The following is a 13,831-nucleotide window of genomic DNA, read 5'->3' on the forward strand; positions in this document are numbered from 1 at the left end:
AAAATAACCGCCCCGGGGATGGTGTCGCACCCGGGGCGGCTTTTCGGAAGCGGCGAACTGGCTGGTCCGCCGCGTGGTTTGTGGTCTGGGGGCTAGCGGCCGAGACGGCCGCGGCCGAGGCGGAGCAGGAGCATGGCGAGGGTGTGTCCCTCCTGGCCCAGCTCACTGAAGCGCTCGAGGACTTTCATCTCACGGCTGTGGACCAGGCGCGTACCACCGGAGGCCATCCGGGTGCGGCCGATGATCCGGGAGATCTCGCTGCGGCGTTTGATCGCGGCGAGGATCGTGGCATCGAGCTGATCGATCTCGAGGCGGAGCTTGTCGATCTCAGCTTCGGACTGCGGCAAGGCCGAATCGGAGCCGGTGGTCGTAGCAGGGGTGCTCATCATTCATCTCCTCGTGTCAGAACTTGGATCGGTCAAACCGAACGGCCTGTTACCCGATCTGTTCCGTCACCCTGAAACTTTTCCCGATGGGCAGTACTGGATCCCCCCGGGAGTGCGCGATCAGTACTCCCCGCCACGATATCGGATCGGCTGCCGACCCGGACATGCGGAGAAGCGCTGACCATGTGGCTCAGTCTGCCACGGGGCGCTAGGTAGGCAAAACAGTTCTGTTTGTGAATTCGCTGAGAACGTTCACCAAGCGTCGCCCGCGTCGACCTGGCCGGGTTCACCGGAAGTTTGCCCAGCTGTCGCCGCCCGGTCATCGCGGCAGCGGCGGTTCGCGGCTTGTCGGTGCCCGCCGGTAGCGTGGACACACGATGGATATCACGGTCGCTCCCCACGCCTCAGCCACCGATCCCAGCGAACCCGCGCCCGCGCCGGAGGGTGCCGTGCCAGCGCCTCGGGACGGGGGTGGCACCGGCGCGTCCGCGCTGGCTCAGGCGGCGGCCAGAAACAGCGCCGACCAGTCACAGCGTCGTCAGGAGCGTGAACAACAGCGCGCCGAGGAGATCGAGCGTCTCCTCGACGGGCTCAACCCGCCCCAGCGTGCCGCGGTGATGCACGCGGGTTCCCCCCTGCTGATCGTGGCGGGCGCGGGCTCGGGCAAGACCGCCGTGCTCACCCGCCGGATCGCCTATCTGCTCGCGGCGCGCGGCGTACGCACCGGGGAGATCCTGGCCATCACCTTCACCAACAAGGCTGCCGCCGAGATGCGGGAACGGGTCGCCGGGCTGGTCGGTCCGCGGGCGGCCAACATGTGGGTGTCGACCTTCCATTCCAGCTGTGTGCGCATTCTGCGGATGCAGGCGGCCCTCCTGCCCGGCCTGAATTCGAATTTCTCGATCTACGACGCCGACGATTCTCGTCGGTTGCTCACGATGATCAGTCGCGATTTCGAGATCGATACGAAGAAGTATTCGGCGCGTTTGCTGGCGACCGCCATTTCGAATCTGAAGAACGAACTGATCGGTCCGGAAAAGGCCGCCGCCGACGCCGAAGCCGACGAGACCGAACTGCCCGCGCTGGTCGCCCGGGTCTACGCCGAGTACCAACGGCGATTGCGCACGGCCAACGCGATGGACTTCGACGATCTGATCGGCGAGACGGTGGCCCTGCTGCAGAACCATCCCCAGGTCGCCGAGTACTACCGGCGCCGGTTCCGGCACGTGCTGGTCGACGAGTACCAGGACACCAACCACGCCCAGTACGTGCTGGTGCGTGAGCTGGTCGGGCACCACAGTGCGGCCGACGAGCAGGCGGTCGAGCCGAGCGAGCTGTGCGTGGTCGGCGACGCCGATCAGTCCATCTACGCGTTCCGTGGCGCCACCATCCGCAACATCGAGGAATTCGAACGCGACTTCCCGGACGCGGAAACCATTCTGCTGGAACAGAACTACCGCTCCACCCAGCACATTCTGTCCGCCGCCAACGCGGTGATCGCGCGCAACGAGGGCAGGCGCGAGAAGAAGCTGTGGACCGATTCCGGCGAAGGTGAACTGATCACCGGCTACGTTGCCGACAACGAGCACGACGAAGCGTCCTTCGTCGCCAAGGAGATCGATCGGCTCGTCGACACGGGCGAGGCCAACTACGGCGACGTGGCGGTGTTCTATCGCACCAACAACAATTCGCGTGCGCTGGAAGAGATCTTCATCCGCATGGGCCTGCCGTACAAGGTCGTCGGTGGTGTGCGGTTCTACGAGCGCAAAGAAGTGCGTGACGTGGTCGCCTACCTGCGCGTGCTGGAGAATCCCGAGGACGCGGTGAGCGTGCGCCGTATTCTCAACACTCCACGTCGCGGGATCGGCGATCGTGCGGAGGCGTGCGTGGCAGTGCACGCCGAACAGCGCGGTATCGGTTTCGCCGCGGCGCTGCGTGATGCCGCCGAGGGCAGAGTCGCCTTGCTGAACACCCGCGCGCAGCGGGCCATCGCGGGATTCCTCGATCTGCTCGACGAGATCCGGGTGGCCGGAAAGCGGGCCGACAGCGACTATCCCGATGTGGGCAATGTCGTCGAGGCGGTGCTCGACCGCACCGGATATCGCGGTGAATTGGAAGCTTCCGACGATCCGCAAGACGGTGCGAGGCTCGACAACCTCAACGAATTGGTGAGCGTCGCACGCGAATTCAGTTCCGAGGCCTTCAACAACGCCGAGGCCGCCCGTGAGGAAGGGCTGGTGCCGGAGGCGGGCGACGGCGAACCCGAGCCGGGATCGCTGGCCGCGTTTCTCGAGCGGGTGTCGCTGGTGGCCGATACGGATCAGATTCCCGATGAGGGCACCGGCGTGGTCACCATGATGACGCTGCACACGGCCAAGGGCCTGGAATTCCCGGTGGTCTTCGTGACCGGCTGGGAGGACGGGCAATTCCCGCACATGCGGGCGCTGGGGGATCCGAACGAGCTGGCCGAGGAACGTCGTCTGGCCTACGTGGGGATCACGCGGGCTCGCCAGCGGCTCTATCTTTCGCGCGCCGTGGTGCGGTCCGGCTGGGGGCAGCCGGTGTCGAACCCGGAATCCCGTTTCCTGCAGGAGATTCCGCAGCATCTGCTGGATTGGCGCAGATTGGAACCGGTCATCTCGCCGGTGCAGCGCGGGCGGCGCCGGGGTGAGGACAGTGGCTTCGATCGGGATTGGACCAGCGGGAGTGGGTGGGATCAGCGGCCCGGCGTGCGTGGCGGATCCGGCGAGCGCCGGCCTGCGCCCGGCGGGGCGGTGAAGCGGAACAACACCGAACTCGTTCTTGCCGTGGGGGACCGGGTTACCGATGACAAGTACGGGCTGGGGCGGGTCGTGGCCGCCGATGGGGTGGGGCCGTTGGCCACGGTGACCATCGACTTCGGGTCCGCGGGGAAGATCCGGCTGATTCCGCAGTTCAGCCGGACGATTGTGAAGTTGTGATGGTGGACCCCCGCCCAGGCTCCCGGCATACGGAGCGTGGGCGGGGGCAGGGTCAGTGGGGCAACAGGTCTGTCAGGGCCTCGTCGAGGGTGGGGTAGCGGAAGTCGAAGCCGACCTTGTGGAGGACTTCGGAGGTGGCGTGGCGGCCGGTGAGGCCTAGGGCGGGGTCGGTGCGAAGGGCTACCGCGCCAATTTTCAGGATCGCCGACGGCGTCGGGGGTGATGGGGGGCGGTGCAGGATTCGGCGGAGGGTGGCCATGAGTTCGGTGTTGCGGACCGGGAATTCGGTCGCGGCTACGAGGACGCCGTCGGGGAGCGTGACGGTGGGGTCGAGGCCGAGGGAAGCGCGGACGATGGCCAGCCAGTCCTCGATGTGGATCCAGCTGAACCACTGATCGCCGGGGCCTACGCGGCCGCCGAGACCTGCCTTGGTGAGCTGGCTCAGGCGTTTGAGGGCGGGGGCGTCGGGGTCGAGGACGATGGAGGTGCGCAGGATCGTCCAGTGGTCGGCGCCGGCGGGGTCGAACGCCTCCTCCCATGGCTGGGCGACGCCGGTCATCTGCGGGAGGCCGACAGGCAGGGGAGTTGTTTCGGTGCACCGGGTTTCGCCCGCGTCCGACCAGATGGCCGTGGTGCTGGCCTGGACCCAGTAGTCGACGGGGGTGTCGCGCAGGCGGGCCGCGGCGACGAGAGCGGTGGTGGAATCGACTCGGCTGGAGCGCAGTTCGGCGACATTGCGTTCGGTCGGCCTGCAGTCGACCAGTTTCCCGGCGAGGTTGATCACCGCGAGCCGACCGGGTTCGCGCAGTTCGGCGGACCAGGAGCCGACCGAGCGGCCGTCCCATTCGGTCTGGCGGAACGGCAGATCCGGGTTGCGGCGGCGGGTCAGCAGGGTGACACGTTGTCCGCGGCAGGTCAGATCGGCGGCGATCTGGAGACCGAGCGCGCCGGTGCCACCGGCGATGACGACATTCAGCGCGTCGTCGACGGGAGCCAGTCCGGCCAGCCGGGCCAGCCGCGAGAAGTTCACGCGCGCATCGGTTTCGATGAACGGACGGACGACGGTGCGCGCCGCGGCGGCGGAAGGACCGGTGAACCGCAGTTCCTGGGTGATCTCGGTGCCGCCGTCGCGCGGAGTCAACCGCCAGGTGAGGTGCATGGTGCCCGCGGGTTCGGGCTGCTCGATGCCGAGCTCACGATTCGGCTCGAACACGGTGACAGTGAACGGTTCCGCGAACCGCCCGTGGATTCGCGCGGAGACCTTGCCGTCGGGGAGGTAGTCGCCGGTGGCGCCGACGGCAACCGGTCCGTGCATCCGCACCGACCGCACTCCGGGGTTCCACTCCGGCCACTGCTCGAGATCCCCGAGCACTCCCCACACCAATTCCGGTGCGAGCCCGATGAACTGCGTGTACTTCGTCGTACCAGCCATAGCCGAAACGCTAACCCCGCCACCTGCTCAGGGGAAGCGTGCCGCTGGTCACGCAACAAGACCGACCACAAGCTGCCTCGATTACGCAACAGCCGGGCAAACAACCGATCGTCGGTCACTCACCGACACAGCGAACGCCCGCGTCACCATCTCGACGGCAGTCGAAGCAAGCTGACCAGTACTCAGATCTGGCCTGAATCCACGAGGCGGTGATTACTAATCGCGCTGGGCGCCGAGGCTGATGCCGCGCGTGGCCAGCCACGGGACCGGATCGATCTTGTCGGTGCCGTTGAGCCAGACCTCGAAGTGGCAGTGCGGGCCGGTGGAGAAGCCGCGGTTACCCATCGTGGCGATCTGGTCGCCCGCCATCACACGCTCGCCCTGCGAGACCGTGGCGGTGTCGATGTGGCCGTAGATGGTGACGGTGCCGTCGTCGTGCAGGACACGGACCCACATGCCGAAACCGGACGCCGGGCCCGCTTCGATGATGGTGCCGTCGGCGACCGCGTAGATCGGGGTGCCGATCGGGCCTGCGACGTCGATTCCGAGGTGCTGGACGCCCCAGCGAGCACCGAACCCAGAGGTGTAGTTGCCCGAGGTGAACTTGGCGAACAGGGGCCGCAGCTTGGCGGATTCCTGGGCGGCGAGGTCTTCGGCGAACTTGGCGCCCTTGGCGAGGATGTCGTCGAAGTGGTTCTTGTCGGCGATGGCGGTGGCGTCGAGTACCTGGGGAGCCGCGCCGGTGCCGGGGTCGCCGATATCGGCCGTGCTCATCGACTGGGCGGCGATCTCGTGGACCTGACCCGCTGCCTCGTAATCGATGCCGTGCGCGGGCTGGCCCGGATCGGCCATGGCCGCCTGACCCGCGGCGACAACAGCGCCTGCGGCGACGGCGATGACCGCGGCGCGGCCCTTCAGCGCGGCGGGCGGTGCGGGGACGCGGTGTGCGCCACCACGCCGTTCGGCGCGGCGCGGCGCGGGGGATTCTTCCGCGGTGGTCTCTTCGGCCGCGGGCGCCCAGTCGGCGCCGTAGGTGCCGGTGTCATAGGACTCGTCGGCGGTCCATTCGTCCTCGGCGGGCGTCCACGCCGCGTCTTCGGACCACGAGTTCTGGTCGCGCCACGCGTCGTCGGTCTGCGGCCATGCGGCGGCGGGGGCCCGGCGGGCCTGCGGATGCGACGTGTATTCGTCGGCGTACCGGTAACGGTGGCCGGAGTTGGTGCGATTTTCGACTGGAAGGGTGGAGCGGTGGTTCATCGGCCGTGCCGATTCGCCAGCTGTTCCAAGCGAGTACTGAAGTACCTCAAGCTTGTCGTCCTCCTCAGTCCTGACTTGCCAGTCGTGACCTGGTTGTCGTGACCTGGTTGTGACTTCGACCGCATTGACGGTAACGAAGCGATTGCAGAGTGGCAAGCGCTGGTCGAAAACCTACACGCGTGTGTGACATTCGTCACCGTAACGCAAGGGAATATCTCACCGTTTTCCGGCATCCCGGGTGAGGTCTGTCGACGACATAACGTAGTAGATGCCGGGGGGTTCCGGTTTTAGGCGGCCCGACCTGCCAAGGCGTTGTGAAACGTCCAAAAACTACTCGCCAGTAGCCTTGGCCAGCGGTTTTCCGGGGCTCCCGTTATGGGTCGTGACCTGCGCCACTTACTATGAACGTGGTCGTTTACCCCTCCCCGTGACTAGCTACAGTCCGATCCGACCCGCTACCGACGTCGGGCCGCCAACAAAGACGTTGTCATAGCAACGCAGACGAGACGGTGAGTACATGGATCTCTTCGAATATCAGGCGAAGGAGCTCTTCGTTAAGCACGGAGTGCCTTCGTCCGAGGGTCGTGTTTGCGACACGGCCGAAGAAGCACGCGCCATTGCCGAGGAAATCGGCAAGCCCGTGATGGTCAAGGCGCAGGTCAAGGTGGGCGGCCGCGGCAAGGCTGGCGGCGTCAAATACGCGGCCACCCCGGAAGACGCGTTCACGCACGCGCAGAACATCCTCGGCCTCGACATCAAGGGCCACATCGTCAAGAAGCTCCTGGTCGCCGAGGCCAAGGACATCGCGGAGGAGTACTACATCTCCTTCCTGCTCGACCGCTCCAACCGCACCTACCTGGCCATGTGTTCGGTCGAGGGCGGCATGGAGATCGAAGAGGTCGCGGAGAAGACTCCCGAGCGCCTCGCCAAGATCGCCGTCGACGCCGTCAAGGGTGTCGACCTGGCCTTCGCCCGTGAGATCGCGGAGAAGGGCCACCTGCCCGCCGACGTGCTCGACGCCGCGGCCGTGACCATCCAGAAGCTGTGGGAGGTCTTCGTCAACGAGGACACCACCCTGGTCGAGGTCAACCCGCTGGTGCGCACCCCCAACGACGAGATCCTCGCCCTCGACGGCAAGGTCACCCTGGACGAGAACGCCGAGTACCGGCATCCCGACCACCTCGAGTTCGCCGACGTCGACGCGACCGACCCGCTCGAGCTCAAGGCCAAGGAAAACGACCTCAACTACGTCAAGCTCGACGGTGAGGTCGGCATCATCGGCAACGGCGCCGGTCTGGTCATGTCGACCCTGGACGTCGTCGCGTACGCCGGTGAGAACCACGGCGGCGTGAAGCCGGCCAACTTCCTCGACATCGGCGGCGGCGCTTCGGCTTCCGTGATGGCCGCGGGCCTGGACGTCATCCTGGGCGACGCGCAGGTCAAGAGCGTGTTCGTCAACGTCTTCGGTGGCATCACCGCCTGCGACGCGGTCGCCAACGGCATCGTGGGCGCCCTCGAGGTGCTCGGTGACGCGGCCACCAAGCCGCTGGTCGTTCGTCTGGACGGCAACAACGTCGTAGAGGGTCGCCGCATCCTCGCCGAGGCCAACCACCCGCTGGTGACGCTGGCCCAGACCATGGACGAGGGCGCCGACAAGGCCGCCGAACTCGCCTTCAGCGCCAAGTAAGGAACAGCGAACATGTCCATCTTCCTGAACAAGGACAACAAGGTCATCGTCCAGGGCATCACCGGCGGCGAGGGCACCAAGCACACCGCGCTGATGCTGAAGGCGGGCACCAACGTCGTCGGCGGCGTGAACGCGCGCAAGGCCGGCACCACGGTCAAGCACACCGACAAAGACGGCAACGAGATCGAGCTGCCCGTGTTCGCCTCCGTCGCCGAGGCGATCGAGAAGACCGGCGCCGACACCTCCATCGCGTTCGTGCCGCCCGCCTTCTCCAAGGACGCCATCATCGAGGCCATCGACGCGGAGATCCCGCTGCTCGTGGTCATCACCGAGGGCATCCCGGTGCAGGACTCCGCCTTCGCGTGGGCCTACAACGTCGAAAAGGGCGAGAAGACCCGCATCATCGGCCCGAACTGCCCCGGCATCATCACCCCCGGCGAGGCGCTGGTCGGCATCACCCCGAACAACATCACCGGCAAGGGCCCGATCGGCCTGGTGTCGAAGTCGGGCACCCTGACCTACCAGATGATGTACGAGCTGCGCGATTTCGGTTTCTCGACCGCGATCGGCATCGGCGGCGACCCGGTCATCGGCACCACCCACATCGACGCCATCGAGGCGTTCGAGAAGGACCCCGAGACCAAGATCATCGTCATGATCGGCGAGATCGGTGGCGACGCCGAGGAACGTGCGGCCGCCTACATCAAGGCCAACGTGACCAAGCCGGTCGTCGGCTACGTCGCCGGTTTCACCGCGCCCGAGGGCAAGACCATGGGCCACGCCGGCGCCATCGTCTCCAGTGGTGGCGGTACCGCGCAGGCCAAGCAGGAAGCGCTCGAGGCCGCAGGCGTGAAGGTCGGCAAGACGCCGTCCGCCACCGCCGCGCTCGCTCGCGAGATCCTGGAGAAGGCGTCCATCGCTTCTGCGTGATCTGAAATCTCACACTGTCGAAGGCCGCCTTCAGGTTTAACCTGGGCGGCCTTCGTCGATTCATCCACAGGCGGTGGTTTATCCACAGCCTGCATCGGTAGGGGATGACCGGGGCCGTGGCGTGCAGTAGCGTCAGGTATCGGATCAGGCACCAGTCAGTTCGACGCGACCGATGCGCACGACTCGACAAGGAGACGACGAGACATGTCATACCCGACCGGGGGCTCCGGGTACAACACACCCGCGACACCCGCCGCGCCTCAGGGCCCGAGTACCGGAGCCGCCGCGGCTTCGCCATCGACCGCGACCGGTTCGGATGGCAAAGGACTGCCGTTCATCCTGACCGCGGCCGCCGCCGGACTCGGCGTCGTCACCTTCCTCCTCGGCTTCGCGCCGTACGTCGGCTTCACCGCGCTGCGTGAGACCAGCACCGGCAGCATGTTCGAGTCGAGCAGCGGCGCCCTCGCGACACTGATCCTGGCCGCCGCCTTGCTCGCCGGGCTGTCGTTGCTGCCCAAGCAGAACGTTCTCGGCGTCGCCGCGGCACTGGCCGTGGCCTCGTTCGTCGGTATCGTGGTCTCGCTGATCAGCGTGGGCGAGGGCATGGAACTGCAGTGGGGCGCGTTCGCGGTGGCCGCGTTCTCGTTCATCGTCGCTGTGCTGATGGTGCTGGCCTTGCTGTTCGGGCTCGGCATCATCAAGGTGCCCGCGCCGAAACCGGCCCAGCCGCAGCAGCAGCAGCAGAACCAGTACGGCCAGTACGCGCAGCAGGGCTACGGCCAGCAGGGCTACGGCCAGAGCACCGGCCAGCAGCCCTACGGGCAGACCGGTTACGGCCAGGCCCAGACCGGTGGGCAGTACCCGACGCAGTCGCCGTCGCCGTACGGCCAGCAGAGCCAGCCGTCGGTGCCGCAGGCGCAGCAGCCGTCCTACGGCCAGCCGGGCCAGCAGTCCTACGGTCAGCCGGCACAGCAGTCGCCGTACGGCCAGCAGTACGGTGCCCCGCAGGCGCAGCAGCCCTCGCCGTATGGTGCGGCGCCGCAGGCACAGCCGCGTCCCGACGAGAGCGCGACGCAGACGTTCGGCGGGCAGCAGCAGGGCCAGCCGTTCGGTGCGCCGACCTACGGTGGCGCGCAGCCGTCGTCGCCCGGTCAGCCGCAGCCCTTCGGTGGCGAGCAGACCGCCGATCCGGCGGCCGATGCGACCACCGCGTTCCGTCCGAACGACGACAACAAGTAAAACCGACGGCTGCCGCACGGTGGTTCAGGTTCGATCGCGAGCCCACAGGTACGCCTGTGGGCTCGCGGCGCGCCTGACCCCCGGCCGCCGGGGAAGCTGCCACGCTGAATTGTCATGAGCTCCCGTAACGCCCTCGTGCGCCGGACCTCCGGGTCACGCGGCACCGGGGAGACAATCGCCGCATCACCGCCCGGGCAGGAGCCCGGCTGGTGGTCGCTCTCGCCCGAGCGGGCGCGCACCCTGCTGCTGGTCGCGGCGAGGCCGACGATCACCGCCTTGGCGGCGACGGTGCTGCTCGTCCTCGTGGTCATGCTCACCACCGGCACAGATCTCACCAGTGCGCCCGCCGCGGTCGCCGCGACGTGGCTTGCCGCCCACCAGGTTCCGCTCACGGTCGGCAGGACGACACTCGGCCTGCTGCCGCTGGCGCCGACGGCCGTGCTGGTCTGGCTGGCCGGCCGCGAATGCGCGCGGGCCGTCCCGAACCGCCCGACTCCCGTCGAACTGGGCTGGTTGACCGGTGCCGTGCTGGCCGGACCGCTGCTGATGACGGCCGTCTGCCTCGCCGTCACCGGCGATGCCGCGGGCGTCACCCCGCTCGAATCGTCGGGTCCGATCGCGGCGTTCGGCTGGGTGTTCGTGCTGTATCTGTTCGCGGCCGCCGCCGGGATCGCCGGCCGGGCGTGGAGTTCGCTGTGCGCGCTGGTGCCGATCGAGATCCCGGAATGGGCGGTCCTCGGCGCCCGCGCGGCGCGTCGCACCGTGTTGCGCATGCTCGGCTGCGCCGTGCTGGCCACCGTGATCTCCTTCTTCGTGCATCTGTCCCGGCTCGACGGTGCCTTCCAGCAGGCCCACAACGTCACCGACGTGCTGGGTATGACCTTGCTTTCCCTGCTCTATCTGCCGAATGTGGTGATCGGCGCGGCGGGGATCCTCAGCGGCGCCGCGGTGCTGTTCGGAGCGGGCTCGGTCGGGCTGTTCGGCGTGACCGGCGGGCACATGCCGGTGCTGCCCGCGCTGATCCCCGTGCCGGAAGGGCCCGTGTCCCCGTGGTGGGCGGCGCTGCTGCTGGTCCCGCTCGCCGTCGGCGTGCTCGGCGGGATCGAACTCGGCCGCACCAGCGATGACCGGCCCGGCGCGCCGTGGGCCACGCTCACCTGCGCCGCGCTGTCCACGCTGACGTTCCTGATGCTCGCGATCCTCGGCAGCGGTCAGCTCGGCGCCGTCGGGTGGGTGGGCGTCGATCTGCTGATGCTGGTCGTGCTGATGGTCACCTGGTTCGGATTCGGCGGCTTCGTCGGCATGGTGTTCGCCCGCCGCTTCCTGGCACCGACCGCGCCTGCCGAGGTGTACGACGACTACGACGACGCCGACGACTACGAGGACGACGACTACTACGACGAGGACGAGGACGAGTACGACGACGAGGACGACGACGATCCCGACGAGTACGCCGACGCTGTCGAATACGACGATCCCGCAGTAGAAGTCGACGGCGAACTGGTCGAGGACTTCGACGACGACCTCGAAGTGAGCATCGCCGCACCCGGCTCGACCGACGAGCCCGCCGACGACATCGTCGACGTCGAAGTGGTCGAGTCGGACCTGCCGGACGAGGACAAGACCCCCGGTCGCTAAGCTCGACCCGGCGCCTATCGCCATCGCCGCCGCCCGATCACACGCAGGAGTAGAGCGCTGACGTCCTCGTTTGCCCCGTGGAAGCCCGCCAGAACACCGGCCACCGTCGTCGTTCTGGCCTCGGGCACCGGCTCGCTGCTCAACGCACTGCTGGCCGCCGCACGCGAGCCCGGCTACCCGGCGCAGATCGTGGCAGTCGGGGTCGACCGGGACTGCCCGGCCACCGCGCACGCCGAGGCCGCCGGAGTGCCGCACTTCAAGGTGGGGCTCAAAGACTATTCCGACCGGGACGCCTGGAACGTCGCCCTCACCGAGGCCGTCGACGCGCACAAGCCCGATCTGGTGGTCTTGGCGGGCTTCATGAAAATCCTCGGCCCCGCGTTCATGGAACGTTTCGGCGGTCGTCTCATCAACACCCATCCCGCGCTGCTGCCGTCGTTCCCGGGCGCGCACGGGGTGCGTGACGCCCTCGCCTACGGCGTCAAGGTCACCGGCTGCACCGTGCACCTGGTCGACGCGGGCGTGGACACCGGCCCGGTCCTCGCGCAGGAAGCGGTCGCCGTGATGCCCGGCGACGACGAGGACACGCTGCAGGAGCGCATCAAGGTTGTCGAGCGACGGTTACTGGCGGAGGTCATCGCCGCCGTCGCGACGCGAGGCATTGTCTCCGACGGACGAAAGGCAGAAATACCAGTGAGCGAGCACGCCGGTGAGTGAACGTAAGGCGATCCAGAGGGCGCTGGTGAGCGTCTACGACAAGACCGGGCTCGTCGAGCTCGCCGCCGGGCTGCACGCGGCCGGTGTGGAGCTGGTGTCGACGGGGTCGACCGCGGGCAAGATCGCCGAGGCCGGGATTCCGGTCACCAAGGTCGAGGATCTGACCGGGTTCCCGGAGACCCTCGACGGCCGGGTCAAGACGCTGCATCCGCGCGTGCACGCGGGCATCCTGGCCGACACCCGCCGCGCCGAGCATGTCGACCAGCTCGTGGAGCTGGGCGTCGAGGCGTTCCAGCTGGTGGTGGTGAACCTGTACCCGTTCACCCAGACCGTGGCCAGCGGCGCGAGCGTCGACGAGTGTGTGGAGCAGATCGACATCGGCGGGCCGTCGATGGTGCGTGCCGCGGCGAAGAACCACCCGTCGGTGGGTGTGGTCGTCGACGTCACCGACTACGACGACGTGCTCGCCGCGGTGAAGTCCGGCGGGTTCACCCTCGCCGAGCGGACCGCGCTGGCCGCCAAGGCCTTCCAGCACACCGCGAGCTACGACGTGGCCGTCGCGAGCTGGATGGGCTCGGTCGCCGTGCCCGCCGTCGCCGAGGAGACCGAGCAGTTCCCCGGCTGGGTCGCCGGTTCGTGGGAGCGCGCCGCGGTGCTGCGCTACGGCGAGAACCCGCACCAGGCCGCCGCGCTGTACACCAGCAACGACGGCACGGTCGGGATCGCGCAGGCGAAGCAGTTGCACGGCAAGGAGATGTCGTACAACAACTACACCGACGGTGACGCCGCCTGGCGGGCCGCGTTCGACTTCGACGAGCCCGCGGTCGCGGTGATCAAGCACGCCAACCCGTGTGGCATCGCCGTGGCAGGCGATATCGCCGAGGCGCACCGCAAGGCGCACGCCACCGACCCCGTGAGTGCCTACGGTGGCGTGATCGCGGCCAACCGTGAGGTGAGTGTCGAGATGGCCGAGCAGGTCGCCGAGATCTTCACCGAGGTGATCATCGCCCCCGGGTACGCGCCCGGTGCCGTGGAAGTGTTGCAGCGCAAGAAGAACGTGCGCGTGCTGGTGGCCGACGCGCCGCAGCGCAAGGGCGTGGAGCTGCGCCCGATCAGCGGCGGTGCGCTGCTGCAGGACCGCGACGTTCTCGACGCCGAGGGCGACGATCCGGTCAACTGGACGCTCGCCGCGGGCGACCCGGCCGACGTCACCACCCTGGCCGACCTCGAATTCGCCTGGCGCGCATGCCGTTCGGTGAAGTCGAACGCGATCCTGCTCGCCGAGGACGGCGCCGCGGTCGGCGTCGGCATGGGTCAGGTCAACCGTGTCGATTCCTGCAAGCTAGCCGTCGAGCGCGCGGGTGAGCGTGCCAAGGGCTCCGTCGCCGCCTCCGATGCCTTCTTCCCGTTCTCGGACGGGCCGGAGATCCTGGTGGCCGCGGGTGTTCGCGCGATCGTGCAGCCCGGCGGTTCGATCCGCGACAAGGACACCATCGAACTCTGCAAGGAAGCCGGCGTCACCCTGTACCTGACAGGCGCACGCCACTTCGCTCACTGAGTCCGGACCCGAAACGGGTGCCGCACC

General features: G+C 67.9%; 10 protein-coding genes. 7 read left to right on the forward strand and 3 right to left on the reverse strand.

The window, feature by feature from the left end; translation table 11 throughout:
- Positions 1–92: 92 nt before the first annotated feature.
- Entirely contained in the window at positions 93–386 is a 294-nt protein-coding gene (locus tag ACFULV_RS31155) for a chorismate mutase (protein ID WP_056816138.1), read from the reverse strand.
- A gap of 377 nt (positions 387–763) precedes the next feature.
- Here ACFULV_RS31155 and ACFULV_RS31160 point away from each other — a divergent pair, with 377 nt between their 5' ends.
- The gene (locus tag ACFULV_RS31160) at positions 764–3,346 is read left to right on the forward strand and encodes a UvrD-helicase domain-containing protein (protein WP_378662973.1); all 2,583 of its coding nucleotides are present in this window, start codon (positions 764–766) and stop codon (positions 3,344–3,346) included.
- A gap of 52 nt (positions 3,347–3,398) precedes the next feature.
- Here ACFULV_RS31160 and ACFULV_RS31165 read toward each other — a convergent pair whose 3' ends face one another.
- Complete coding sequence (locus tag ACFULV_RS31165; RefSeq protein WP_378662976.1) at positions 3,399–4,778, reverse strand: DUF1731 domain-containing protein; 1,380 nt, start codon at positions 4,776–4,778, stop codon at positions 3,399–3,401.
- Positions 4,779–4,994: 216 nt separating this feature from the next.
- Positions 4,995–6,035, reverse strand: coding sequence for a M23 family metallopeptidase (locus tag ACFULV_RS31170; protein ID WP_378635899.1), 1,041 nt, complete (start codon positions 6,033–6,035; stop codon positions 4,995–4,997).
- 517 nt (positions 6,036–6,552) lie between these two features.
- On the opposite strand from ACFULV_RS31170, the gene sucC reads away from it, so the two are divergent.
- From sucC to purH, 6 genes are all read left to right on the forward strand, one after another.
- Complete coding sequence (gene sucC, locus ACFULV_RS31175; RefSeq protein WP_358109230.1) at positions 6,553–7,722, forward strand: ADP-forming succinate--CoA ligase subunit beta; 1,170 nt, start codon at positions 6,553–6,555, stop codon at positions 7,720–7,722.
- A gap of 12 nt (positions 7,723–7,734) precedes the next feature.
- Complete coding sequence (sucD, locus tag ACFULV_RS31180) at positions 7,735–8,652, forward strand: succinate--CoA ligase subunit alpha (protein WP_378635903.1); 918 nt, start codon at positions 7,735–7,737, stop codon at positions 8,650–8,652.
- 204 nt (positions 8,653–8,856) lie between these two features.
- Positions 8,857–9,891: a DUF5336 domain-containing protein gene (locus tag ACFULV_RS31185; RefSeq protein WP_378662978.1), complete on the forward strand. Its 1,035-nt coding sequence runs from the start codon at positions 8,857–8,859 to the stop codon at positions 9,889–9,891.
- Positions 9,892–10,005: 114 nt separating this feature from the next.
- Positions 10,006–11,529: a DUF6350 family protein gene (locus ACFULV_RS31190; RefSeq protein ID WP_378662980.1), complete on the forward strand. Its 1,524-nt coding sequence runs from the start codon at positions 10,006–10,008 to the stop codon at positions 11,527–11,529.
- A 36-nt stretch (positions 11,530–11,565) separates the two neighbouring features.
- Positions 11,566–12,246, forward strand: a complete 681-nt coding sequence (purN, locus tag ACFULV_RS31195) for a phosphoribosylglycinamide formyltransferase (protein ID WP_378636340.1) — start codon at positions 11,566–11,568, stop codon at positions 12,244–12,246.
- Positions 12,239–13,804, forward strand: a complete 1,566-nt coding sequence (purH, locus tag ACFULV_RS31200) for a bifunctional phosphoribosylaminoimidazolecarboxamide formyltransferase/IMP cyclohydrolase (protein ID WP_378662983.1) — start codon at positions 12,239–12,241, stop codon at positions 13,802–13,804. Before purN ends, purH begins: the two co-directional genes overlap by 8 nt.
- The last annotated feature ends 27 nt before the right edge of the window (positions 13,805–13,831 follow it).

Origin of the sequence: Nocardia sp. NPDC057272, from assembly GCF_042668615.1 — a bacterium.
Taxonomy (GTDB): domain Bacteria; phylum Actinomycetota; class Actinomycetes; order Mycobacteriales; family Mycobacteriaceae; genus Nocardia.